The 22,706-nt window shown below is 60.0% G+C and carries 23 protein-coding genes, 2 pseudogenes and 1 riboswitch; of the genes and pseudogenes, 17 read left to right on the top strand and 8 right to left on the bottom strand.

Features of this window, described 5'->3' with window-relative positions; all coding sequences use genetic code 11:
* Positions 1 to 38: 38 nt before the first annotated feature.
* From ACOYW1_RS30885 to ACOYW1_RS30855, 7 genes and pseudogenes are all read right to left on the bottom strand, one after another.
* Positions 39 to 1,295: a RecQ family zinc-binding domain-containing protein gene (locus ACOYW1_RS30885; RefSeq protein WP_482423861.1), complete on the bottom strand. Its 1,257-nt coding sequence runs from the start codon at positions 1,293 to 1,295 to the stop codon at positions 39 to 41.
* A gap of 100 nt (positions 1,296 to 1,395) precedes the next feature.
* Positions 1,396 to 1,959 (bottom strand): DEAD/DEAH box helicase, encoded by a 564-nt coding sequence (locus tag ACOYW1_RS30880; protein ID WP_482420982.1) that lies wholly within the window; start codon positions 1,957 to 1,959, stop codon positions 1,396 to 1,398.
* A gap of 346 nt (positions 1,960 to 2,305) precedes the next feature.
* Complete coding sequence (locus ACOYW1_RS30875) at positions 2,306 to 2,833, bottom strand: methyl-accepting chemotaxis protein (protein ID WP_482420981.1); 528 nt, start codon at positions 2,831 to 2,833, stop codon at positions 2,306 to 2,308.
* Positions 2,751 to 4,031: a cache domain-containing protein gene (locus tag ACOYW1_RS30870; RefSeq protein ID WP_482420980.1), complete on the bottom strand. Its 1,281-nt coding sequence runs from the start codon at positions 4,029 to 4,031 to the stop codon at positions 2,751 to 2,753. Before ACOYW1_RS30870 ends, ACOYW1_RS30875 begins: the two co-directional genes overlap by 83 nt.
* 892 nt (positions 4,032 to 4,923) lie before the next feature.
* Positions 4,924 to 6,135, bottom strand: a complete 1,212-nt coding sequence (locus ACOYW1_RS30865; RefSeq protein WP_482423860.1) for an aldehyde dehydrogenase family protein — start codon at positions 6,133 to 6,135, stop codon at positions 4,924 to 4,926.
* A gap of 46 nt (positions 6,136 to 6,181) precedes the next feature.
* A pseudogene (locus tag ACOYW1_RS30860) lies at positions 6,182 to 6,502 on the bottom strand (aldehyde dehydrogenase family protein); the annotation flags it as partial.
* Positions 6,503 to 6,730: 228 nt separating this feature from the next.
* Positions 6,731 to 8,251 carry an ATP-binding cassette domain-containing protein gene (locus tag ACOYW1_RS30855; RefSeq protein WP_482420979.1) on the bottom strand — a complete coding sequence of 507 codons (1,521 nt, stop codon included), beginning with the start codon at positions 8,249 to 8,251 and terminating at the stop codon, positions 6,731 to 6,733.
* A 543-nt stretch (positions 8,252 to 8,794) separates the two neighbouring features.
* On the opposite strand from ACOYW1_RS30855, the gene ACOYW1_RS30850 reads away from it, so the two are divergent.
* The 3 genes and pseudogenes from ACOYW1_RS30850 to ACOYW1_RS30840 all read left to right on the top strand — a co-directional run.
* On the top strand, positions 8,795 to 9,250 hold the full coding sequence (locus tag ACOYW1_RS30850) for a Crp/Fnr family transcriptional regulator (protein ID WP_482423859.1): 456 nt from the start codon (positions 8,795 to 8,797) through the stop codon (positions 9,248 to 9,250).
* Complete coding sequence (locus ACOYW1_RS30845) at positions 9,151 to 9,507, top strand: helix-turn-helix domain-containing protein (protein ID WP_482423858.1); 357 nt, start codon at positions 9,151 to 9,153, stop codon at positions 9,505 to 9,507. The genes ACOYW1_RS30850 and ACOYW1_RS30845 overlap by 100 nt, the downstream gene beginning before the upstream one ends.
* A gap of 419 nt (positions 9,508 to 9,926) precedes the next feature.
* Positions 9,927 to 10,169, top strand: a pseudogene (locus tag ACOYW1_RS30840) (sulfatase-like hydrolase/transferase); the annotation flags it as partial.
* Between the two features lie 52 nt (positions 10,170 to 10,221).
* Here ACOYW1_RS30840 and ACOYW1_RS30835 read toward each other — a convergent pair.
* Positions 10,222 to 10,371, bottom strand: a complete 150-nt coding sequence (locus ACOYW1_RS30835) for a hypothetical protein (RefSeq protein WP_482420978.1) — start codon at positions 10,369 to 10,371, stop codon at positions 10,222 to 10,224.
* 10 nt (positions 10,372 to 10,381) lie between these two features.
* Here ACOYW1_RS30835 and ACOYW1_RS30830 point away from each other — a divergent pair, with 10 nt between their 5' ends.
* The 14 genes from ACOYW1_RS30830 (at position 10,382) to ACOYW1_RS30765 (ending at position 22,457) form a co-directional block, all read left to right on the top strand.
* The gene (locus ACOYW1_RS30830) at positions 10,382 to 11,128 is read left to right on the top strand and encodes a sulfatase-like hydrolase/transferase (RefSeq protein WP_482420977.1); all 747 of its coding nucleotides are present in this window, start codon (positions 10,382 to 10,384) and stop codon (positions 11,126 to 11,128) included.
* Positions 11,109 to 11,414 carry a hypothetical protein gene (locus ACOYW1_RS30825; RefSeq protein ID WP_482420976.1) on the top strand — a complete coding sequence of 102 codons (306 nt, stop codon included), beginning with the start codon at positions 11,109 to 11,111 and terminating at the stop codon, positions 11,412 to 11,414. Before ACOYW1_RS30830 ends, ACOYW1_RS30825 begins: the two co-directional genes overlap by 20 nt.
* A gap of 200 nt (positions 11,415 to 11,614) precedes the next feature.
* Positions 11,615 to 11,767: a hypothetical protein gene (locus tag ACOYW1_RS30820; protein ID WP_482420975.1), complete on the top strand. Its 153-nt coding sequence runs from the start codon at positions 11,615 to 11,617 to the stop codon at positions 11,765 to 11,767.
* Position 11,768: 1 nt separating this feature from the next.
* Positions 11,769 to 11,918 carry a YbbN family protein gene (locus tag ACOYW1_RS30815; RefSeq protein ID WP_482420974.1) on the top strand — a complete coding sequence of 50 codons (150 nt, stop codon included), beginning with the start codon at positions 11,769 to 11,771 and terminating at the stop codon, positions 11,916 to 11,918.
* A gap of 637 nt (positions 11,919 to 12,555) precedes the next feature.
* A complete protein-coding gene (locus ACOYW1_RS30810; RefSeq protein WP_482420973.1) occupies positions 12,556 to 12,744 on the top strand; it encodes an FAD-dependent oxidoreductase in 189 nt (62 codons plus the stop codon).
* On the top strand, positions 12,708 to 13,367 hold the full coding sequence (locus tag ACOYW1_RS30805; RefSeq protein WP_482420972.1) for an NAD(P)/FAD-dependent oxidoreductase: 660 nt from the start codon (positions 12,708 to 12,710) through the stop codon (positions 13,365 to 13,367). Before ACOYW1_RS30810 ends, ACOYW1_RS30805 begins: the two co-directional genes overlap by 37 nt.
* Before the next feature lie 154 nt (positions 13,368 to 13,521).
* A complete protein-coding gene (locus tag ACOYW1_RS30800; protein ID WP_482420971.1) occupies positions 13,522 to 13,980 on the top strand; it encodes an SLC13 family permease in 459 nt (152 codons plus the stop codon).
* 59 nt (positions 13,981 to 14,039) lie between these two features.
* Positions 14,040 to 14,528: a hypothetical protein gene (locus tag ACOYW1_RS30795; protein WP_482420970.1), complete on the top strand. Its 489-nt coding sequence runs from the start codon at positions 14,040 to 14,042 to the stop codon at positions 14,526 to 14,528.
* Positions 14,529 to 14,573: 45 nt separating this feature from the next.
* Positions 14,574 to 14,870, top strand: a complete 297-nt coding sequence (locus ACOYW1_RS30790) for a hypothetical protein (RefSeq protein WP_482420969.1) — start codon at positions 14,574 to 14,576, stop codon at positions 14,868 to 14,870.
* A gap of 315 nt (positions 14,871 to 15,185) precedes the next feature.
* Positions 15,186 to 15,851: an EamA family transporter gene (locus ACOYW1_RS30785; RefSeq protein WP_482420968.1), complete on the top strand. Its 666-nt coding sequence runs from the start codon at positions 15,186 to 15,188 to the stop codon at positions 15,849 to 15,851.
* Between the two features lie 2,023 nt (positions 15,852 to 17,874).
* On the top strand, positions 17,875 to 18,663 hold the full coding sequence (locus ACOYW1_RS30780; protein ID WP_482420967.1) for an ABC transporter permease: 789 nt from the start codon (positions 17,875 to 17,877) through the stop codon (positions 18,661 to 18,663).
* Positions 18,660 to 19,436, top strand: a complete 777-nt coding sequence (locus ACOYW1_RS30775) for an ABC transporter ATP-binding protein (RefSeq protein WP_482420966.1) — start codon at positions 18,660 to 18,662, stop codon at positions 19,434 to 19,436. The genes ACOYW1_RS30780 and ACOYW1_RS30775 overlap by 4 nt, the downstream gene beginning before the upstream one ends.
* A gap of 308 nt (positions 19,437 to 19,744) precedes the next feature.
* Positions 19,745 to 20,740 (top strand): ABC transporter substrate-binding protein, encoded by a 996-nt coding sequence (locus tag ACOYW1_RS30770; RefSeq protein ID WP_482420965.1) that lies wholly within the window; start codon positions 19,745 to 19,747, stop codon positions 20,738 to 20,740.
* Positions 20,741 to 21,093: 353 nt separating this feature from the next.
* A riboswitch (cyclic di-GMP riboswitch) is annotated at positions 21,094 to 21,174 on the top strand.
* A gap of 209 nt (positions 21,175 to 21,383) precedes the next feature.
* Positions 21,384 to 22,457 (top strand): HAD family hydrolase, encoded by a 1,074-nt coding sequence (locus ACOYW1_RS30765; RefSeq protein ID WP_482420964.1) that lies wholly within the window; start codon positions 21,384 to 21,386, stop codon positions 22,455 to 22,457.
* Positions 22,458 to 22,706 lie beyond the last annotated feature (249 nt).

Below are 22,706 nucleotides of genomic sequence, written 5' to 3'. Positions count from 1 at the left end.
GCACCCATAGTCAAGGCATCGGAGCTGCAGGAACAGATTCACTGTTCACGGGTCCCCAATTCTCTCTCACACCACGCCATCACTTCATGGAATGGCTCGGTCTCCAGGGCGGCAAACCCTTTTTCTCCCCGGGTACGGGACAGGGAGGGAGAGGGGATGCCGCAGAGAAACTTGGCGATGAGGCGCGGATCACGGTTGGCAAGCCCGGTAACAAAGGACCCGGCCACCTGATCAAGGCGAAGGGTCGATAAATCCCGGGCATGGGGGGCAGGCGGGATGGGGCGATGATTTCCAAGGCAGACCGAACAACTCCCGCAGGGGCGCTCCAGGGGCTCTCCAAAGTAGGCGGAGAGGGCCTGGGGTAGACAGGCGGTGCCGTCGGCAAGGTCGAGGACCTCATGAATCCGCGCCACCTCGGAGACCTCTTTCCGGCTGAAGAGATCGTGGAGGCGTTCGGAAAGAGCGGGCACACCCACCTGTTGCTGGAGAATCTCAAAGACATCCACGGCCCGGCCCTGCTTCAGGGTAATCATCCCCTGCTCTTCAAACCAGGAGAGGGCGCTCAGGATCCGATCCCGGGGAGATCCGGTGGCCTGGCAGACCGCCTGCATGTCCGGATAGCTCCACACCTTCTTGTCGTCGGACAGGGAGAAGAGCGTCTCCACAAAGGCACGGCGGTCGCCTTGAAACACATCGATGATGGCCCCTTTGGGGCGCTCATACTTAAAGGCGTAATTCTCGAAAAAAACCCGCACAGGCTTGATCACCCCAAAAAGCTCCAGGTACACAAGCAGGGTCTTTAAGGGCAGGGGACGCATGTCCAGCTGCCGGGAGAGCTCGGACTGCCTCACCTCCCAGTGCTTCTCGGAGTGGGAGGCGATTTCGGATACCAGCTTGAAAATGCTCTCTTTGGACGGGGTATCCCCGTAGACAAAGTTCTCCAGGGTGTAAATCCCCTCCCGGGAGCCGATGAGGGTGCAGGCGGAGAGCTCGCCGTCGCGGCCCGCCCGGCCAATCTCCTGGCTGTACCCTTCGATGGATTTGGGCGGGTCAAAGTGGATCACCTTGCGGATGTCGCTCTTGTCGATGCCCATGCCAAAGGCGATGGTGGCGGCCACCGTGGGCAAAGAGCCCTCCATGAACCGGTTCTGAATGGACGCCCGCACGTCCGGCGCCAGCCCCGCATGATAGGCTTCACAGGGGAACCCGTTTTCCGTCAGAAAAGCCGCCGCAGACTCCGCCCCTTTCTGGAGGGTGGTGTAAACGATGGCCGGCCCACGGGGCTCATCCCCCATGGCCGCCAGGAGCGCCCCGCGCTTTTCGGCGTATGTGGCCGCCGGGAGCACCCGCAGGTGCAGGTTGGGCCGGAAAAAACCGGTGCGAACCACGCTCTCTTCACCCATGCCAAACTTCTCGCAGATATCCCGGGCCACCTTGGGCGTTGCCGTGGCCGTCAGCAAAAGCACCTGGGGAATATTGTAAAAGGACTTGTACTCGGGGATCTTCAGGTAATCGGGCCGAAAATTGTGGCCCCACTCGGAGATGCAGTGGGCCTCGTCCACCACGGAGCGGTAGGGTTCGTGCGCTAAACTGCTCCCTGAAGATCTCGTTTCGAAGGCGCTCCACCGACACCATAAGGATCTTAAGGGTCCCGTCCATGGCCTCCCCCAAAATCTTCCGGGACGCCTCGCGGGTCAGGGTGGAATCCAGGCGGGCCGCCGGGATCCCCTTGGCCTTGAGAAAATCCTCCTGATCCTTCATCAGGGCGATGAGGGGCGAAATCACCACGGTGAGCCCGGGCAATGCCAGGGCCGGAAGCTGATAGCACAGGGACTTGCCCGCCCCCGTGGGAAACACCGCCAGGGCCGAGCCCCCGCCCAGGATCCTCTCCACCACCGGCTCCTGCCCCTGCCGAAACCCTGAAAAACCAAACCGATTAAGCAGCTCTGCTGTGTTCATGATCTCCTTTCCTCATCAAACGTGGTCACGATTCAGGTCAAAAAAGCGACCCGTCGGAGGCAACTGAATCCTTACACAGGCATGGAATGTGCCCCTTATGCCCCGTCATGCAACCAGAAACCCATGGGTGTTGTCAACAGGTGTAATCTTCAGACAGGGCAGAGTAACCCGCCGTCCAAAACACACCGATTTCCTTCCACAAAAAAGCCCCCTGGCTTTTTCCGAAGAACACGAAAAAAACCAGGGGGCTACCAAAGGTTTTTGGTCCAGCTTTTATCAAAAAGCGGGCCACCGGAGGCCTTTTACCTTTAGCCTTTTGCCCTTAGCCTTTATCCTTTCACCATTCTCACACCTTAAACCGCGCCACCATCCCTGTCAGGGCATCGGAGAGCCGCGTCAACTCACCGGCATGGGAGCTGAGCAAGGTGCTGCTGGAAGCGAGTTCGGCGCCGGTGGCGTTCACCACCCTGATCTCCTGGGCGATATTCTCGGCCACCATGGAGCTTTCGGCCACGTTGGAGTTCACTTCATCGATACCCTGGGCGGCCTGGGCCACGTTGCCAGCGATCTCCCGGGTAGTAACGGCCTGCTCTTCCACGGCGGCGGCAATGGTTGCCACCACGTCGTTGACCTCCACGATCACATCTGTGATGGACCGGATCTCCACCACCGTCTCCTCGGTGGCCCCCTGGATCCCGGCCACCTGGCGCTTGATCTCCTGGGTGGCGTCGGCGGTCTGGGCAGCCAGGGCCTTGATCTCGTTGGCGACAACAGCAAAACCTTTTCCTGCTTCACCGGCACGGGCCGCCTCGATGGTGGCGTTCAGGGCCAGCAGGTTGGTCTGCTCGGAGATCTCGGTGATGGCCTCGGTCACCTTGCCGATCTCCTGGGCAGAACCGCCCAGGTGGTCCACCTTGCCGCTCGCCGAGATAGGCCTTGTCCACGGCCTCGTGGGTCATGGTGCTCGCCTTTTCGGAATTGGCGGCGATGTCCTGAACCGTGACGCTCATCTCTTCGGAGGCTGCGGCCACCATGCCGACGTTGCCTGCGGCCTGCTCGCTTGCGGCGGCCACCGAGGTCATGCTGCCGCTCATCTCACCGGCTGCCGCGGCAACGGTCCTGGACTTGGAAGAGGCCTCATCCGCATTCTGGGAAAGCTGGGTGGAGACGGCCGAGAGTTCGTTTGCGGCGCCGTTGAGCCCCCGGGCGTTTTCCGTGACGTCCCGGACGATGCCCTGAAGGTTCTCGATAAAGACATTGATCCAGTGGGCCAGCACACCGATCTCGTCATGTTTCTTGATCACCAGGCGTGTGGTGAGGTCCCCCTCCCCTTCGGCTATGCCCTGAAGCCCTTCAATGGCTTCCCCCAGGGTGCGGGAAATGCCAAAAGCAATGGTCAGGGTCACGGGAAGGATCATTAAAAGGAAAAAGGCACCGGCGAGCCCGGCCACCCATGCCCCCTTTCGGGCCACATTGCCCGACACAAGGGATTCGATACGCGCTTTCTCCTCATCAATGTTGTCGATGTAGACACCGGTCCCCACCCAGAGGCCGGTACCCGGGATCATCTCTGCATACCCAAGCTTCGGCTGGATCCCCTTGCCGGGCTTCTTGTACTGATACCGTACAAACCCGCCGCCGCCTTTGGCCGCATTGTGAAGGTCGCGGACGTAATACACCCCCACCGAATCCTTGACGCCGGAGAGCTCTTTTCCCGCAAGGGATAGGTTGGTCGCCACACACACCACGGTCGTCTTGTCGTAAACAAAAAAATAGCCCGACTTATCCTCACCAAACCTGAGGGAGGCGATGCGGTCTTCCACCACGGCACGCACCTCCGCAGGGTCGGTCGTGCCCTTTAACGCCTTGCCCAGCATCTCCCCCACGGTATGGGACGCCACCTTCAGCGTCTCCTTCTGCCTTTCCAGCATCATCGACTCAGCCGCATCGATCCCCACCTCTTTTGCCAAACGTCCCGTTTCAAACACGCCGAACAACATACCGACAAACAACACCATGACCATCCCGACAACAACAAACAGACGTGCTTTGATTGATACGTTTTTGAGCATTCCTTCTCCTTTGCAGCCATGCAATTCGGGGCTCTCCAGAAACTATGAGCCCTTGCCCTTTCGCCGTTGAAAGGGCCCTGTCTCAACATCCGTGGAACAGACGAAACGTACGCATTTTTTTAAGCAACCAACACCCCGTCCCAGCCAAAAACAGGCCGCACAGGGGACACCCTCCTCTGTCAAAAAAAAATTTAGTCACATACCCTCTGGTCACCAGACCAAACACCGTTCCACACACTTCTGTTATCGCCGATTGCGCCCCGCGATTTAGCTCAATTTCAGCTCTGGGCTGCCCGTGCGGCAAAACCCAAGGGGCAAATCACCGATTTTCTGAGACAGTCCCACTTAAAAAAAACAGCAGCGATGCCATAGGTGATAGGTGATAGGTGATAGGTGATAGGTGATAGGTGATAGGTGATAGGGAATCACCCTTGATACGGGATTCCATGCAACATGCATCTCAAGCCTGAAAGCAAAACGCATCATCCGGATATTTCGCGAGCCATGAAATATACGGGATAAGAGGCTCAGCCCCTGCCACCCGGAACGTTCCCCGTGATCCCTGTCCGGCTTGCGTTGCCTTCCTCCCGACACCTGCTACGCACAAAAAAAATGCCTTTACCACAGACGAGACATCTTTCCGTCACAGGTAAAGGCATTTGTTACTATTCAGCTTATGCCTCCGGCGGCCCTGCCGGGGGCTAAACGTTTGCCTGATTTTATAAAGGCGGGTTTAACAAACAGGTTTTAAAACATCTTTTTGAGTGAATGTTTACTTTAAAGGCGGATGTGATTTGACCCGAGGAACGAGGGGCAAGACCCGGTAAAACTTGCTGCTTTCAAGGTGGCTCACCTTGCCGCCGGAGGCAGCGTTTTTTCTTATCTATCTGCCCTACTTCATAAACATCCGGGGAAAGCCCATGAGCACCTTGCCAAGTCCTTTGGCCCGCTCTTTCCAGGTGGGGGCGTACAGGGTCTGGGCCACACCCTTGATGGTGGCGTAAACCCTGGGGCTGAAGGGGTGCCACCACAGGTTTTTCTTCACAAGGGGCATCACGTCCTGAACAACCACCTGGGATTCGGTCATCTCGGCAAAGCCGATGGCGCCGTGGGAACGGCCGATGCCGGACTCCTTAAAGCCGCCCCAGGGGGTTTCGGCCAGGCCGTGGCTCATAAGGTGATCGTTGACGGTGACGGCACCGGCCATGATGCGCCGTGCAAGCTCGGCCCCTTTCTTCCACTTTTTCGTCCACACCGAGCCGGTGAGCCCTAAATCGGAATCGTTGGCAAGGATCACGGCGTCGTCCATGCTGGCCACCTTCATCACCCCCAGCACCGGGCCAAAGGTCTCTTCGGCCATGACCAGCATATCGTGGGTCACCTCGGTGAGCACCGTGGGCGGATAAAAATGTCCCTGCATGGGGTCTTTGGGGGGCTTGGACCGGGCATAGACCACCGCGCCCTTGGCCACGGCGTCATCCACGTGGCGCTTCACCGTCTCCAGCTGCCGTTCGGTGGCAATGGCCCCCACGTCCGTGGTGTGGTTGCGATCGTACCCAATCCGCAGTGACTCCACCTTGGCCTTAAGGCGCTTCATAAAGGGCTCGTACACGGCGACGTGCACATAGATCCGCTCCACGCCCCCGCAGGACTGCCCTGCGTTCTGAAGGCCCGCCCACACCGCCCCGTTCACCGCGCGGTCCAGGTCGGCGTCTTCGCACACCAGCATGGCGTCGTTGCCCCCAAGCTCCAGGGAGACAGGGGTAAGGGTCTCGGCCGCCTTGGCCATGAGGATCTTCCCCACGGGAACCGAGCCGGTGAAGAAGAGTTTGTCGACACCGGACTCCAGAAAGGCGTCCCCTGCCATGCGACCGGGCATGTTGATAAAGCTGAAAAGCCCTTCGGGCAGGTCCGCGGCCGCAAGGCACTCTTTCAGGGCCAGGCCCACGGCCTGGGTCTCCGAAGCGGTCTTGAGCACCACGGCGTTGCCCGCAAGCAGCCCCATGACCACCTCTGAAAAGGGAATACTGAAGGGGTAGTTCCACGGCGAGATAATCCCGATCACCCCAAAGGGCACCCGGTGAATCCTGCTCCACTTGTTCAGAAAAAAGATCCCGGCACAGTCTCCTGCGGGCTGGAAGCCCTTTGGCCTTGCCGCCGTAATATGTCAGGGCCATCATGGCGGGCACGATCTCGGAAACCAGGGCGTCGATACGGGTTTTCCCCACATCCCGGGCCACGGTCTCGGCCAGCTCGTCCAGATGGGCCATCATATACTCCCGCACCGGCATCATCCGCCGGACCCGCTCTTTCACCGGCATGCCCGCCCAAGCCTTCTGAGCCAGCCTTCCCGCCGCAATGGCCTCTTTGAGGTCTTCTGTGGAATGCAGGGGAGAGTGCCCGAGAAGCTCCCCTGTAACGGCGTCGCAGCAAGGGGTCGCGTCATTGTCCGGTAGAACCTGTGCCTCCATGGAACTGCTCATCTGTGCCTCCTTTCCGGCCCTGAAAAAACGGGGAGCCGTTGTGTTGGACCAACCGTTCGTGCCTTGATTCCCAAGCCTCTCAGTCGGCCAGCCGGCCGACAACTCCCCCAACCATAGCCTCCAACGACAACCCTGTCAATACACACCAGAAAATGTGGTTCACGAAAGCAAAACAGGTTCCCAGCACCGGCACAACCAGGGTACGGGCCATGCCCGTCATGCAAAACCGGACACCCCCAAAGCCACGTTACCGTTCCCGCCCGCCACAGGTGCCAGGTGCCACCGGGCCTCGGCAATGCGCGCCAGAAAACGATTGTCATGGCTCACCACAAGAAGGCCGCACGAGCACAAAGCCAGGGCCTCCTCCAGGCAGGTCACCGAAGGCAGGTCCAGGTGATTGGTGGGTTCGTCCATAACAATGAGATGGGGATGCTTGGCAATGCCCATGGCGATGGCAAGTTTCCTCAGCTCTCCCGGGCTCGGCTGCCGGGTATCCATGAGCCTTGCTGGTGGCGACCCCAGCCTGCGGACAAGGGTCATGATCCGCCCCAGCTCCTCTTCGGGCAACGAGCGGACCTTGCGGACAAGTCCACGGGCCTCGTCCGGGTCTGTCTCCTGGGGCAGAAAGAACACCCGCTCTTCCGCTATGCGGATTCGGGCGAGGACATAGCGAATCAGGGAGCTTTTGCCCGTCCCGTTGTTTCCGGTGATCCCCACCCGGCTTGATGGCCCCATAACGAGGTCGGGAAAGCTCAGGCGCTTGTCCGGAGACAGGGCCATTGTCCCCCTGGGGATGAGAAACAAAAAGTCACGCTTCGACCGGCTGTCCGGCAGCCGTATGCCGGTGTCATACCGCTTGATGACCCGGATGTTCCGGTGCGTCTCATCGGCCTGGCGTATCCTTCCCGCAAGGCGTTTCAAGGCCCGGCCATCGGCCCCGTCCTTTCCTGAAATGCGGCAGAGATCGATCTTGGATTTTGCATCGTGATCCTTTGAAGCAATGCCTCGTTTGGACCGCCTGGCGTGGGAGCTGGAGGCACGGTCCCGTCTTCGGGCCGCCTCCTGCGTCAGTTTTTTCAGAGCCCGGCCTGCAGTTTCACGCTCTTTTTCCGCGGATTGCTCCTCCAGCTCGGCCTGCTCCCTGCCCTGGGAATACGAGCCGGGCCGCAGTCGCACAGCAGGGGGATCCATAAAGAGGCACCGATCACACAGCGCATCCAAAAGCTCCCGGTCGTGGCTCACCAGGAGCCCGATGCCCTGAAAGGCCTTCAGCGCATTGTAAAGAAGCCCCCTTGCCCGGGCGTCCAGATGATTTGTGGGCTCGTCCACCGCCAGCAAACAGGGCTGTCTCCAGAGGGCCGTGCCCACCTGGGCCCGCTTCCGCTCCCCATGGCTCAGGCTCTCCCACCGGTAGGGCCAGTCGTAGCCGATCTCCAGCTCAGAGACGAGGCGGCCTGCGGTCTTGTCCCCGGAAACGAGCATCTCTTCCAGGAGATCTGGCATCCGGTCCGTGTCCTGGCGGCAGTAAACCGAATGCTCCGGTGCGGTGACGCGGCCCGAATCCGGCCTGAGGTCTCCGGCAGCGAGCTTTAAGAGGGTGGTTTTCCCGGTGCCGTTGCCCCCCACCACACCGGTCCACCCCCTGGGAACCGTCACGGAAAGGTGATCAAAGACAAGCGAGCACGACGCTGGATAGGAAAAGGTTATCGCATCAAAAACAACGGTTGAGTGGCCCATGGTTCCCTCTTCATCATTTTATGACCATGTTCCGTCACCGTCGGGCAAGGGGAGTGCGCTCTGTTGTCGGATGAGTGTACCCATGGATGATGCGCCCTTGAGAAACAAGGATGCACATGTGGGAGGGAAAACCGACGGGTCCGACGCGATACGTCAAACCAAAAGAGCCGAGGGGAACGGAACATGGGAATGGTGATGGCATGACAGCCCGAAAGCGGTCGCCCTTGTGTACCGATTCACATGATCTGGTCTGGTTCCCTTGGCTAGTTTCTCATCGGTTCGTTCCTTTGGTGGAGTAAAGGGGGCCCGACGTGGATACATCGGGTAAAGGTGTCTTATTCTTATACAGAAAGGAAGGTTTCATCAATATCTTTCTGGACTGCCCGCAGCCCCACCCCACAAAAAGAAAAAGCCCTCCCCTCTTGCACCTTCACCGGCAATTCCCGCGTGCCAAATATCCCCCAATGTCGTATGACGAACAGAGGAACACGCCGCAACATGCCGGGGCGTCGTTCAGACCAGGAAAACAAGGAGGGCTTTGCCATGAACCACCCCGACATCGACACCTACAAACAGGACCTGGCCGTGTTTCGCATCCGGGATTTGAACGCCCCCTGGCGGGAAATCCTGGACAAAGGAACGCGCAAGACCCTGCCCCGGCACCACGAGCTGAGCAACGCCGACGACAACACCTTTTTCTTCCTCGACCGGGGCACCCTGCACCTCTCCTGCATCGCCGAAGACGGCCAGGAACGGGTGGTGATGACCATGGAAGAAGGAGTCCTCTTCGGCGAGATCACCTTCATGCACAAATCCAGCGTCCACGTCCACAGCCTGCGCACCTTAACGGAATGCGAAATCGTTATCTTTCCCGACTCGCTGCTGGACGACCTCGCCTTCTGCCGGGAGTACCCCCCCACCTGGTTCTTAACCTCGTCAGGTCCCTGGGCGTCAAGGGCGGGGCCTTCTTCAGCCAGATCTACGACTCCAACCTCCTGACGCCCGGGGTCAGATCTGCCGCATGCTCTCCCACATCTGGCGGGAGCAGGGGAGAAAAAGAGACCGTTAACCCCGACCTCTCCCAGGTGGACATGGCCAACATCCTGGGCATCCACCGGAGCAGCGTCTGCCGCGTCATCCACGAGCTTCGGGACGAAGGGGTCATCGGCCGATTTTCCAAGACCCGCCTGGAGGTCCTGGACCCCGTCAGGCTCATGGAACACGGCAAGATCCTCTGCCTCATCGCCTCCGAATAAGGGCTATGCCCTAACATAGTAGGGCATAACGATACTCCGCCTCAAATTCGTTATGTACCAAAGCAACGATCAAAAAATCATGCTAAGGACTTAGGGGATGATGCCGTCATGTGTCATTTATTCTTGGCATGGCCCTAAGACCTTTCAACGCACCCCGTCCCCCTGCCGGAAAGCCTCTCCGGACTGCAGCAGCACCCTGCCCTTCCCGGCTGTCCGACCCGCCCCTCTTTAATCAAAATTATTGATGATATAATTCAACGAATTTTCAAAAAGTGTCTCATGTGAAGCAGAATTTTTCCCGCCGATGCCCTACTCTTTTCCATCAGGAAACACGTACACGGCCAGGGCGGTTTCGCCAGACCATTCGCGGGCGACCCTGTCGCCTTCGATACGGACCCTCAATCGTGCCGAGGAAACCCATGGCTTTCAACCGCGACAAGATCAAAAACGTCGTCTTCATTATGCTGGACACCCTGCAGTTCAACTACCTGGGGTGCTACGGCAACGAGAAGATAAAAACCCCGAACATGGACCGCTTCGCGCGTCAGTCCGTGCTCTTTGAAAACGCCTACAGCGAAGGGCTCCCCACCGTGCCCGTGCGGCGCGCCCTCATGACGGGAAGGTTTACCCTGCCCTACGGCGGCTGGCAGCCCCTCTCCGGCGACGACACCACCCTCACCGACATCATGTGGGGCAAGAACGTGCAGACCGCCCTCATCTACGACACGGCCCGTCGAGCAGTACCAGTTCGGCTACTCCCGCGGTTTCGATTTCGTGGACTTCCTCTGCCCTGGCCAGGAGCTGGACCACACCTCCTTTGCCGACGTGCCCCTGGACCCCGCCATGAAGCCCCGAGGATTTCACCTCCGCCTCCATGGTGTGGGACAAGGAAGGCAACCTCATCGACGACGACAGCCAGCAGCTCTACGACGAGATCGGCTGCTTTCTCCGCCAGCAGCAGCACCGCCGCAGCGACGCCGACAGCTACATCACGGCCAAGGTCGTCAACCGCACCGTCAACTGGCTCAAGGAACGCCGGGACAAGGAGCGCCCCTTCTTCCTCTGGGTGGACTCCTTTGATCCCCACGAGCCCTGGGATCCCCCATCAATCTGGAAAGGCGAGCCCTGCCCCTACGACCCAGACTACGAGGGCAACCCCATCCTCCTGGCCCCCTGGACCCCGGTGGAAGGCCGCATCACCGAGCGCGAGTGCGAGCACGCCCTGTATATGGAGAAGGTCACCCTGGTGGATGAATGGATCGGCAAAGTCCTTGACAGCATCCGCCAGCAGGGCCTCTGGGACGAAACCATGGTGGTCCTCATGTCCGACCACGGCCAGCCCATGGGCAACGGTGAACACGGCCACGGCATCGTGCGCAAATCCCGCCCCTGGCCCTACGAAGAACTGGTCCACGTGCCCCTCATGATGCACATCCCCGGCGTCGGAGGCGGCCAGCGCATCAAAAGCTTCGTCCAGAACGTGGACGTCACCGCCACCATCATGGACGTCATGGGACAGCTCGACACCGAAAGCGGCGTCAGCGACCACGGCATGAACATGTACGGTGCCGAGGACTTCCAGGGCGAACGCCTGGCCCCTCATGCAGGGCGAGGTCGATAAAATCCGCGATTTCGCCATCGCAGGCTACTACGGCATGTCCTGGTCCATCATCACCGACGACTACAGCTACGTTCACTGGCTGGTGGACGAAGAGGAGAAAAACAGCGTCGACTGCGTGGCCGGCTCCGAAAAGACCATGGACGAGGAGATGTGGACCTGCACCGCAGGGGCCAAGTCGAAGTGCCCGAGCACAACGAACTCTTCGACCGCAAGGCCGACCCCTTCCAGCTCAACAACATCGCCGCCGACAACCCCGAAAAGGCCGAAGAGCTGCTCCAAAAGCTGAAACTCTTCATCGGCGAGCTGCGCACGACCTAAGCAAAAAAAACATGCCTCCGGCGGGCAGGGGATTTTTCCTTAAAGTGGCTTCGCCACCCCCTGGACCCCAGGTTTGGAATGCTCCGGGCTTCGCCCGTAGACAAAAAACGCCCTGCCGGAGGCACCTCCAGAACATAACAACCATGCATTCATTTGCAGGAGACCATCATGTTTACCACCCTTGACGACAACACCTACAAAGGCGCCATCTCAGACACCGAAGCCGGTCTGATCTGCTTTAAAGAGCAGTGCCCCCATTGCAAGAACATGGAAAGTCCTGGAGAAATTCGCCAAGAAAAACGAGGGAGTCACCTTCTTTAACATGGATTCCGAGGCAAACCCCGAGGCGCAGAAACAACTCGGAGCCGAGCGCGCTCCCACCATCTACGTCATCAAAGGCGGCGCCATCGTCGCCACCAAAGCGGGCCTCATGAACCCCAAAGAGATGACGGCTTTTTACAAAAACGCCTAAGTCGATCCCGCCTGTTGAAGCGTGTGAAGCTGTTTGCGCAAGCCACAGTTACGAGTACGGACGCAGCCCTTCAGCGAATTTGCCGGGACTTCGAACCTTTCGATTAACCGGGGGACATGAGGTGGCAAAACCACCCCAAGGCTTACTGCCCGCCGGAGGCAGTCAGGTTAAAGCTGATAACCAACGAGTTACGATAACTATTTTTAATCCTTCAAGGCTTGTCGTATCGCTCGTACAAACCACCAGCATATGCTTTGGGCGAAGCCCGAGCCGAAGGCCCGTCGCGATTTGGCCCGAGGAACGAAGGACAAATCGCAACGGCAATCAGCTTTCGAAAGTGGCCCCACCTCGCCGCCGGAGGCAAGGCTTTTGCCTCTAAATCAACACATGGAAAAACATCGGGAGGACGTGCACAGCCTCCCGGCATTCAAACGGACGTCCGAATAAAAACGCCGCAAAAAGTAAGGCCAGGGTTCCGTGACCCGGGGCCTGCCCTTTGGCGGCACCCGCAATCCCCCCACATGATCGCGACGTGTGGACCCCTGCATCACCCGAGAGGGCCGCACCGGAGAATCAGGACCCTGCATTCCCGGGCTGCCCCCTTCGGAGGGTGCGCACCTAATTTGGAGAGATACAGATGAAACCGGAAAAACACGTCGACCTGGTCATTGTCGGGGGCGGTCCCGCAGGCATGACAGCCGCCATCTACGCGGCCCAGGCCAATTTAAACACCGTGATCCTGGAAGAGCGTCACCGGAGGGCTCGTGAACTCGACCCACACGGTGCTGAATGTTCCCTCTTACCCGAATCGACGGCATGGAGTTGATGGAGAAGATGCGCGCCCATGTGGACAGCCTCTCCGTGCCCGTGGAAGAGATTTGCGACATCGAATCCCTCTGCCTTGAAGGGTATACGAAAACCGTCGAGACCGACGAGGAGGTCTACCACAGCAGGGCGGTGATCCTGGCAACCGGGCGCAGGCCCGTTCCCCTGGACCTTCCCGTGGAGTGCGACGAGGTGCACTACTGCGCCATCTGCGACGGCGGCGCTTACAAAGGCAAACGGGTCCTCGTGCTGGGCGGAGGCAACAGCGCCTTTGACGAAAGCCTCTACCTGCTGCAGATCGGCGTCTCCCACCTCACCCTCATGGAGTCCGAAGACCGTTTCTTCGCAGCCGACACCACCCAGCGACAGCTCCTGGCCGACGAGCGGGTGGACGCCCGCACCGGCACCAGGCTGGTGGACCTCTGCATCGAAGGGGGCCGCCTCACCGGCGCGGTCATCGAACACCTCGCCACAGGAAAGCGGGAGACCCTGCCCGCAGACGGCATCTTTGTCTTCCTCGGCCAGTCCCCGAACAACGATCTGTTCAAAGATCAGGTCGCCGTAAGCGACAAAGGCTACATCCTGGCCGGAGCCGACATGGAGACCAACATCCCCGGCGTGTAGTGTCGGGGACATCAATGAGAAGGTTTTCAGGCAGATAACCACCGCCATGGGTGACGACTGGTTGCAGCTCTTTCCGTTGAACGCTATATTCGCAACCTCAAAGGGAACGTATCATGACCGCACTGCTGACATCACAGAAAACCCAGGCTGGGCCTTGAGCCTCCTGTTTGCCGCCATCGGGGCCTTTTTGCTCTACAGCCCGGAGACCCCCAAGGTCACCACCTACTGGTTCATCACCATCTTTGCCATCTCCGGCTTTGCCTTCGAGATCATGCCCCTGTTCACCACAGCGGTCCTTTTGCTGATGCTGTACATCGTCACCGGCATCGCCTCCCCGGACCTTGCCTTTGTGGGCTGGACCACACCCATTCCCTGGATCATCCTCTGCGGCATGCTCATCGGCGCGCTCATGGAACGCACCAAGCTCTCCGACCGCATCGCCCTTTTGACCATCTCCCATATCGGCTCCACGCCCCTGCGACTCTACGGTGCCTTTATCATCGCAGGCTACGGCCTGGGGGCAATCATCCCCGACGTCATCACCGTGGTGATCCTCTTCATGGCCATCGCCTCGGGCATGTGCAACAAAATGGGGATGGAAAAAGGCTCCTGAGGCGGCCACCACCCTGATCATGGCCGCTTTTTTGAAGGACTGTCCCCGCCACCAACTTTTTGCCCAACAACGTCGGCATCGTGGGCCTGCTCATGGTCAAAGACATGGGCGTGCCCATTGAATGGCTCAGCTTCTTCAAGGACAACCTGGGATACAGCCTCCTCAACGCCGCCGGCTGCATCGGGATCCTGCACGTCTTCGGAAGCCGCGAGCTGGGCAGGTACATCGAACAATGCCGCATCCACGCCAGTGAAGAGATCCAGGCCATGGGTGCCATGAGCAAGGACGAAACCAAGACCCTGGTCCTCACCCTCCTTGCTGTGACCGCCTTTGCCACGGAAAAATTCCACGGTATCCCGGGCTACTACGCCTTCTGCGCCATCGTTCTTCTGGGGTTCACCCCCGTGTTCAGCCTCCTCAAGGCCGAAGACGTCAAAGGCGTCCAGTTCTCCATCCTCTTTTTCATCATCGCCTGCATGGCCGTGGGCATCGTGGCCGAAGCCTCGGATCCCCTGTGTGGATGGCCTGCAAGGTCGTGCCCTACTTAAAAAGCATGGAGAGCCTGGCCGGCAACCTCTCTCTTCGCCTACCTCGTGGGCATCCTCGCCAACTTTGCCCTCACCCCTGTGGCCGCGGCCAGCTCCCTGAGCATTCCCATGGCCGAAATCGCCTCCAACCTGGGGCTGGACACCCAGCCCCTGCTCTACAGCTTCTTCTACGGCCTCGACCAGTTCCTCTTCCCCTACGAACTGGCCCCGGCCCTCATCATGTTCGCCACCGGGTACGTACGCATAAAATACCTCATGCAGATCATGGCCACCCGCATGGTCCTGTCCGGTATCGCCGTGGTCATCGTGGCCACCACCTACTGGCAGTGGATCGGGTATTAAAACAGCAGGCCTCCGGCGGCGAGGTGAGCCACCTCGAAAGCTGATTACCCTGCCTGTTTTCCCTTCGTTCCTCAGGGAAAACAGCAGGGGCGTTCGCCGCGGGCTGCGCCCGCCTCATAAGCTGATGGTTGACCCAAACGTTGTCACAAGCCTTGAAAAGACCGGATACATTTGCGTCAACTGAACGGTATCGACTTTAACTTCCGTGCATCCAACAATGAGGGTGTCGTAACCATTGTAGCGAAAACACCTTCGGTTGTTTTCCCTTCAGCGTGCAGACCGAAGGGCGCTTCCCCGTTCTGAAGCCCTGCCTCCATGCTCGATGCCACGCACCCAATAAATTCAGCCCTCACCGCTTCCCATAACCGGAAGTTTGGGGGTGGGGAGCGGGGGAGGCCCTTTTCAAAGGGCCTCCCCAGTTTTTCACATCATTATTTATCAAGGACATCCCATGCCCACGGCATTTCTTTTTCTGCTTCTCGTCGTCGCCCACATCATCTGGGGCGGCGGGTTCATTGTCATCAAGCTGCTCATCGGCTCCTTTACCCTTCCCCAGACTGCTGGCCCGGGTGTTCCTGGCGGCTGGGCCGATCCTACGCCTCGCTCTGGGGCAAGATCCCCAAGCCCGAATACAGAAAGGGGGACTGGACTGGCCTTGCTGGCCCGTGCGAGCCCTTTCTCCTCTTCACCTTCGAAACCCTGGGTCTTACCTACACCACAGCCTCCCAGGCAGGCATGATCGTAGCCTGCGCCCCCCTTGCCGCCGCCCTGGGCGCTCTCTTCTTCTACAAAGAAAAGATCAATACCCGATGCGCCCTGGGTATCTGCGCGGCCGTGGCAGGCGTCGTGGTGGTTTCGGCCTTCGGCGAGGCCGACGCCACGGCCTCCCATCCCCTGCTGGGCAACCTCTTTATCTTCTGCGGGGTGCTCTCCTCCACGGCCTATGCCCTCACCGTCAAGCACCTGGCCGAACGCTACTAATTCCCTTCCTCTCAGCCGTCCAGGTCTTCGGGGCCACCCTCCTCTTTCTCCCCGGCGCCCTGGCAGGCCCCATGCCCGCGGCCATCTCCTGGACAGCCCTGGGAGCCATGGTTTACCTGGGGCGTGGGCATCACCTTTTTTGTCTACGTGGTCATCAACTACGCCCTCACCCGCATCAAAGCAGCCCACGTTATCCTCTTTGCCAACCTCATCCCCGTTTCACCTGGTCCTGGCCTACCTCATTTTAGGGGAACGGCTTCTCACGGCCCAATACGCGGGCGCGGCCCTGGTCATCTGCGGCGTGCTCCTGGCCGGAGCGCCGGAAGTCTGGGAACAGGGGAAGAGCCGGTGGGCATCCGGGAAACGAGGGGTGAGGTGTAGGATGGGCAAAGGCACACCCGTGTCCGCTGAGGTTGCCACGGCCCTGGCGCCGTGCCCATCGTGTGTGGCGATGCTCTCTGTCATGAGGTTGGAAAGGTGCAGGTTAACCGTGCAACGATGGGCACGCTCCGCTTTGCCCATCCTACGTGTGACACACGGCCACCGGAGGCGATAACCCGAAGTGGTGTAGGATGGGCAAAGGCACAGCCGTATCCGCTGAGGTTGCGACGGCCCTGGCGCCGTGCCCATCGTGTGTGGCGATGCTCTCTGTCATGGGGTTGGAGGTGTGGGTTGTCCCTACCATGGGCACGAGCGTCGCTTTGCCCATCCTACGTGTGACACACGGCCATCTGAGGCGATAACCCGAGGTGGTGTAGGATGGGCAAAGGCACAGCCGTATCCGCTGAGGTTGTGACGGCCCTGGCGCCGTGCCCATCGTGTGTGGCGATGGCCTCTGTCTATGGGGTTGGGAAGGTGCGGGTTAACCGTGCAACGATGGGCACGCTCCGCTTTGCCCATCCTACGTGTGACACACGGCCATCTGAGGCGATAACCCGAGGTGGTGTAGGATGGGCAAAGGCACAGCCGTATCCGCTGAGGTTGCGACGGCCCTGGCGCCGTGCCCATCGCGTGTGGCGATGCTCTCTGGCATGGGGTTGGGAAGATGTGGGTTAACCGTGCAATCGATGGGCACGCTCCGCTTTGCCCATCCTACGTGTGACACACGGCCACCGGAGGCGATAACCCGAGGTGGTGTAGGATGGGCAAAGGCACAGCCGTATCCGCTGAGGTTGCGACGGCCCTGGCGCCGTGCCCATCGCGTGTGGCGATGCTCTCTGGCATGGGGTTGGGAAGATGTGGGTTAACCGTGAAGATGGGCACGCTCCGCTTTGCCCATCCTACGTGTGACACACGGCCACCGGAGGCGATAACCCGAGGTGGTGTAGGATGGGCAAAGGCACAGCCGTATCCGCTGAGGTTGCGACGGCCCTGGCGCCGTGCCCATCGTGTGTGGCGATGCTCTCTGCCATGGGACTGGGATGGTGCGGGTTAACCATGCAACGATGGGCACGCTCCGCTTTGCCCATCCTACGTGTGACACACGGACACCGGAGGCGATAACCCGAGGTGGTGTAGGATGGGCAAAGGCACAGCCATGTCCGCTGAGGTTGCGACGGCCCTGGCGCCGTGCCCATCGCGTGTGGCGATGGCCTCTGTCATGGGGTTGGGATGGTGCGGGTTAACCGTGGACAGATGGGCACGCTCCGCTTTGCCCATCCTACGTGTGACACACGGCCATCTGAGGCGATAACCCGAGGTGGTGTAGGATGGGCAAAGGCACAGCCGTATCCGCTGAGGTTGTTACGGCCCTGGTTCCGTGGCCATCGTGTGCGGCGATGCTTTCTGCCATGGGACTGGGATGGTGCGGGTTCACTGTGGACAGATGGGCATGGTCCGCTTTGCCCACCCTAACAAAGCCTCTCCCCACTTTTCCCGTGCCCCTCGGCCCAAAACATGAGATACTCGTGGACTGAAATTTGCAACGTATCAAGGGTAACCCTGGGTGCGTGCCCCGCCTGAAACCGCCGCAACGCCCCAACGTCGTGAAAAACTCCACATCATGTGCAAGGCAGGAACGTCCATGGCAAAAACCATCTTTGGAAAAATGCTACCCTTTCTCATTTTTCTCATGATCTGGCAGGCAATGGCCCTGATGATCCAGGCCAACCGACACGTGGCCTTTCCCACCCCCTGGGAGGTGGGCCAAACCCTGGCGGCCCTGGTGTCCGGCGCTCCCCTGTCCGAAGCGCCCCTAGTGCGCCACATCGGGGACAGCCTCCTGCGCTGGCTCGCTGGCTTCGGTATCGCCGCGGTGTGCGGTACCTTTTACGGCCTGCTGGCGGGGTGGTCCAGGGGCTTTCGCAATGCCACCCTTCCCATTCTCCACGTCCTGCAACTGATCCCGGGCCTGGCCTGGATCCCCGTGGCTATCCTCTGCTTCGGCATCGGCGAGGCCGCCACCGTCTCCATGATCGCCATCACCGCCTTTACCCCCATTGCCTTAAACGTCCTGTCCGGGGTGCAGCAACTCGACGAGACCTATCTGCGGGCGGCGCGCATGATGGGGGCAAGGGGAAAGACCCTGCTCCTTCGCGTGCTGCTGCCCGGGGCCCTTCCGGCCACCATCAGCGGCCTTCGCATCGGCCTGGGCAACGGGTGGCGGGTCCTGGTGGCAGCTGAAATGGTGGTGGGTACGGGCACAGGCCTGGGATACGCCATCATCGAAGCCCGTTGGACCCTGGATTACGCCTCGGCCTTCTCCTGCATCGGCATCATCTGCCTCATCGGGCTCCTGGTGGAACGCCTCCTGTTCAAGCCCCTTGAAGAGAGGACCATTGCCAAATGGTACCTCACGGGGGACGACGCATGATCTCCTGCACCGACCTTCATAAAGCATACGGCACAAATGGGACATCGGGCCCGGCCATTTTATCGGATGTCTCCCTCTCCCTGGGCCATGGGGAGTTCACCTGCATCCTGGGCCCCAGCGGGTGCGGTAAAACCACGCTCCTCAACCTCATTGCAGGATTTGTCCGGCCCACCTCCGGGACCCTTTTGTTTCGGGGGGAACCCATCACGGAACCCGGGCCGGAGCGGGGCGTGGTCTTCCAGGAGGCCACCCTCTTTCCCTGGCTCACGGTGCTGAAAAACGTGGCATTCGGCCTGGAGCAGCAAGGCAAGCCGGATAAAACCTGCACCGAAGAGGCCCTGCACCACCTGGAGCTCGTGGGCATGGCCGACCACGCCAAGGCCTACCCCCACACCCTGTCCGGCGGCATGAAGCAGCGGGTGGCCATTGCCCGGGTTCTGGCCCTTGCCCCCGACGTCCTGCTCATGGACGAGCCCTTCAGCGCCCTGGACGCCAACACCCGGGAAAGGCTCCAGGACGAGCTGCTCCGGCTCTGGCAGCGCTTCGGCCAGACCGTGGTCTACGTTACCCACAGCGTGGAAGAGGCGGCCTTCCTGGCAGACCGGGTCATCGTCATGGGGCCCTCCCCCCGCAACATCCGGGCAGACAAACCCATCGGCCTGCCCCGCCCCCGCACCCGGTATTCTCCGGACATGGAGGCGGTGGTCCGCGACCTGAGACGCGAACTCAACGCCCTGCCCTGCTGCATCGGCCCCACCCGCATCGATGCATGAAGAAAGCAGGCCTTCGGACTTCGCCCGTGGACAATGATGCGTCCTGTTTTTCGTGGGAAACAGACGCCTTGAGGTTATGGTAAAATCAAGTTGTAACCATTCAGTTGCCTCCGGCGGGTCGCTTTTTTGAAAAAAACTCCGCAAAAAACGTTTCTAATACGAACATGTCGGAATTGTTTCGGCGAGCCTATGAATGATTACTTGAGACCTGTTTATCAAACTTTTTAAAAGTTTGGCCCCCGGCAGGGCCGCCGGAGGCATTTTTTTCTTTTTGAACTCACGTTAACCGTCGTTAAGGAACCATACGCATGAAATTCACAGCTCTTTTCCCAGGCCACACCGCACCGCGCCATCGAGGCCCTATCCCCCTCCTGTTTACCGCCCTGGTCCTTGGCCTGTCGGTCGCCTTTGCCGCCTGCACCCAGAAACCGGAGACGGCCTCAGAGCCCATCCGTTTTGCCTTCCAGAACCGCATCGGCAGCGCCCTGCCCGTCATTGCGGTGGAAAAAGGGTTTTTCGCCGATGAGGGCCTTGACGTGGCCCCCCTTCGCTTCAACAACGGCCCGGCCTGCGCAGAGGCCCTCTACTCCGGCTCCGCCGACTTCGGCACCATGGGAGACACCACGGCCATCATCAGCGCCTCCCGTTCCGAGAACCTCACCATCATCGCCAGCCACTGCACCGGGGAGCATCGCCACCGCCTCATCGTCCGCAAGGACTCACCCTACACCACCCTGGCCGATCTCTCGGGCAAACGCGTGGGCATCAAAAAAGGGACCTCCACCTATGGGGGATTCCTTGCGGCTTTGAATGCTGCCGGGATCCCGGCAGGAACCATCACCGTAACGGACCTGTCGCCCTCCACCCTGCCCGAGGCCCTGGCCGCAGGCTCCATCGATGCCTTTGCCGCCAGTGAGCCCACCCCCTCCATGGGAGAGCTCAAGGGGGGAAGGGAGCTTATGACCTTCGGGGGCCTTGGCAACCGCTACCCCATCATGCTCCTGGCCCAAAAGGAATTCCTTGCCAATCGCCGGGCCGACACCTTTGCGTTCATAAAGGCCCTCAAGACCGCCGAGGCCTTTGTGCAGGCCCACCCTGAGGAGACAGCCGAAATCATGGCCCGGGCCACGGGGCTTCCCCGGGAGGTGATGCAGTCGGCCATGGCCCGCCACACTTACGCCCTCTCCCTGGACGCCTCCATCGTAGGCAGCCTCTCGGATACCGCCGCCTTTTTAAAGGCCCAGGGCAAGGTCCAGACGGTCCCCGATTTATCCACCGCCTGTACAGACCGCTTCCTGAACTGAAAATAGGAAGCATGCAACCGACCTGCCGGGGGCAGGGCCCTGCCCCGCCCCCCCAAAGCGCCCGCCATCATCTGCACGACAAACCCTCTGCATATCAGTGCATTACACACCCCCACCCTCCGTTTACTGATTTCTATAAAAAGCCCATTTTACTTACTGCCTTATTTTTTTGTTTAAAAAGAAAAACAAGCGTTGACCAGGAGTTCACTCGTATGGTTTATATCTAACTAGGACACGGAACAGTGTGCCTGATAACATCTTATGTTTCCTGGTTTTAAAAATCCCAGGATACCTCTCGGTTCATACATACTTTTTTCCCGAGCGCCCCCGACGCCCAACTTGTCGGGGAAGACGCTGGAAAAAGCCAAACCTGTTGTGAAGCAGGGACGGAAAGCCACGGGTCTTCCCCAAACGAAGACAGCCGGGTTGCCCATGGATGACCCCCGATGGCCGCCTTCGCAGCCCAAGTGCCGTCACCCGTGCGACCGCTCCATGGAGCCCTTCCCACCCCCCTCCCGCCACACTGGCCCAAGCACCCGGTTTGCTTTTTCACCCCCGCAGGAAACACATGCAGTCAGGATGGCTGAACCGCCCCTGATCCGTTTTTTTGTCAACCGCAAGATGGCAAGGAGAAAAAGCAGACATGACATGGTTTCGCAAGGTCGCCCTTGTTGCAGTGAGCCTCATCGCCCTGACCTGCACGGCCCAAGCCGCAGAGCTTACCCACTGGCCCGGGGCTCAACGCCACAAGCTGATCCGTCTCATCGAACGCAACGCCTTTCAGGACAAATTTGCTGTCTTTGCCTGCGACAACACCCTCTGGTACCGAAACCTGGACGCATCCCTGCTGGCCTACCTGGAAAACAAGGGACTCATGACCCCGGAGTCCATGGATCCCGCCCTTGAAATCGTCCCCCTGCTTCCGGGAGACACCCTCACCTCTTATGCCCGACGGCTTTTTGAGATCGACCCCAAGGTGGGGTCTCCCTGGCTTGCCCGAATCTTTTCCGGGTTTACCTTGGAAGAGCTCAAGGGCCACGTGGACGATCTCTTCGCCCTGAACGGGGCGTCCATTCCCGCCAAGTACCGGCAAAGCGGCGTGCTTACCGAGATAGAGGTGGAGGCCCCGCGTATCTACCCCGGCATGCGGGAACTCATCAACGCCATGCAGGAGAACGACATCGAGGTTTTCCTGATCTCCTCCGCCTTGGAAGAGCTGGTGCGCATGGTGGCCTGCGACCCCCGGTACGGGCTCAACATCAAACCCGAAAACGTCATCGGTGTCAGCACCCTGCTCAAGGACCGCGCCACCGGCAACATCACCACGGCCCGCCTGCAGATCCAGAGAGGTCATTTTCTGGATGAGAGCTACCCCAAAGCGCGGCACATGGCCATGGAGCTTACCCCCACCCTGTGGAGCCCTTACACCATTACCTCCGGCAAGGTCTGGGCCATCGAGGACTATATCCACCCGGGGCGCCCCAATTCCAGCAGCCTGGGGCTTCCCCACTATTACCCCACGCCTTCTTCAAGGCCGAAGAGTTCGGCGGTATCAAGCTCTGGATCAACCGCAGGGAAGACCTCTGGGAAGCCACCCAGGCGGCCCGAACCCTCCGCGCCCGGCAGCAGCAGGAGGCCTGGCAGTACCCCTCCGCCAACAAGCGCTGGCTCATGGTCCGCCCCGACGACATCGGCATTTAACAACATGACCATTTAGGCTTTTTTTCGGGGAACCGAGCACCTTTTCCGGGCACCATACCCCATGCCGTCCCCACACGGCATGCCCCCCCGATGGTGCCTTTCATCCAGGTGCCGGCTCCCCGCTCCGCCCCACCTTGAGCAAGACCCGGGGCGGAGCCTCTCCCATGAAAAAACCCCCTGCAGCATTTTGCTTCAGGGGGTTTTTCACGTGATGGCACCACCCCGGGGGGGAAAAAACGGGTAGATGCCCACGATCAATCAACAG

It is taken from the genome of Desulfoluna sp. CYM3A (assembly GCF_056829965.1).
Note: the sequence above shows the minus strand (reverse complement) of the source record. Positions and strands in the feature narration are given on the sequence as shown.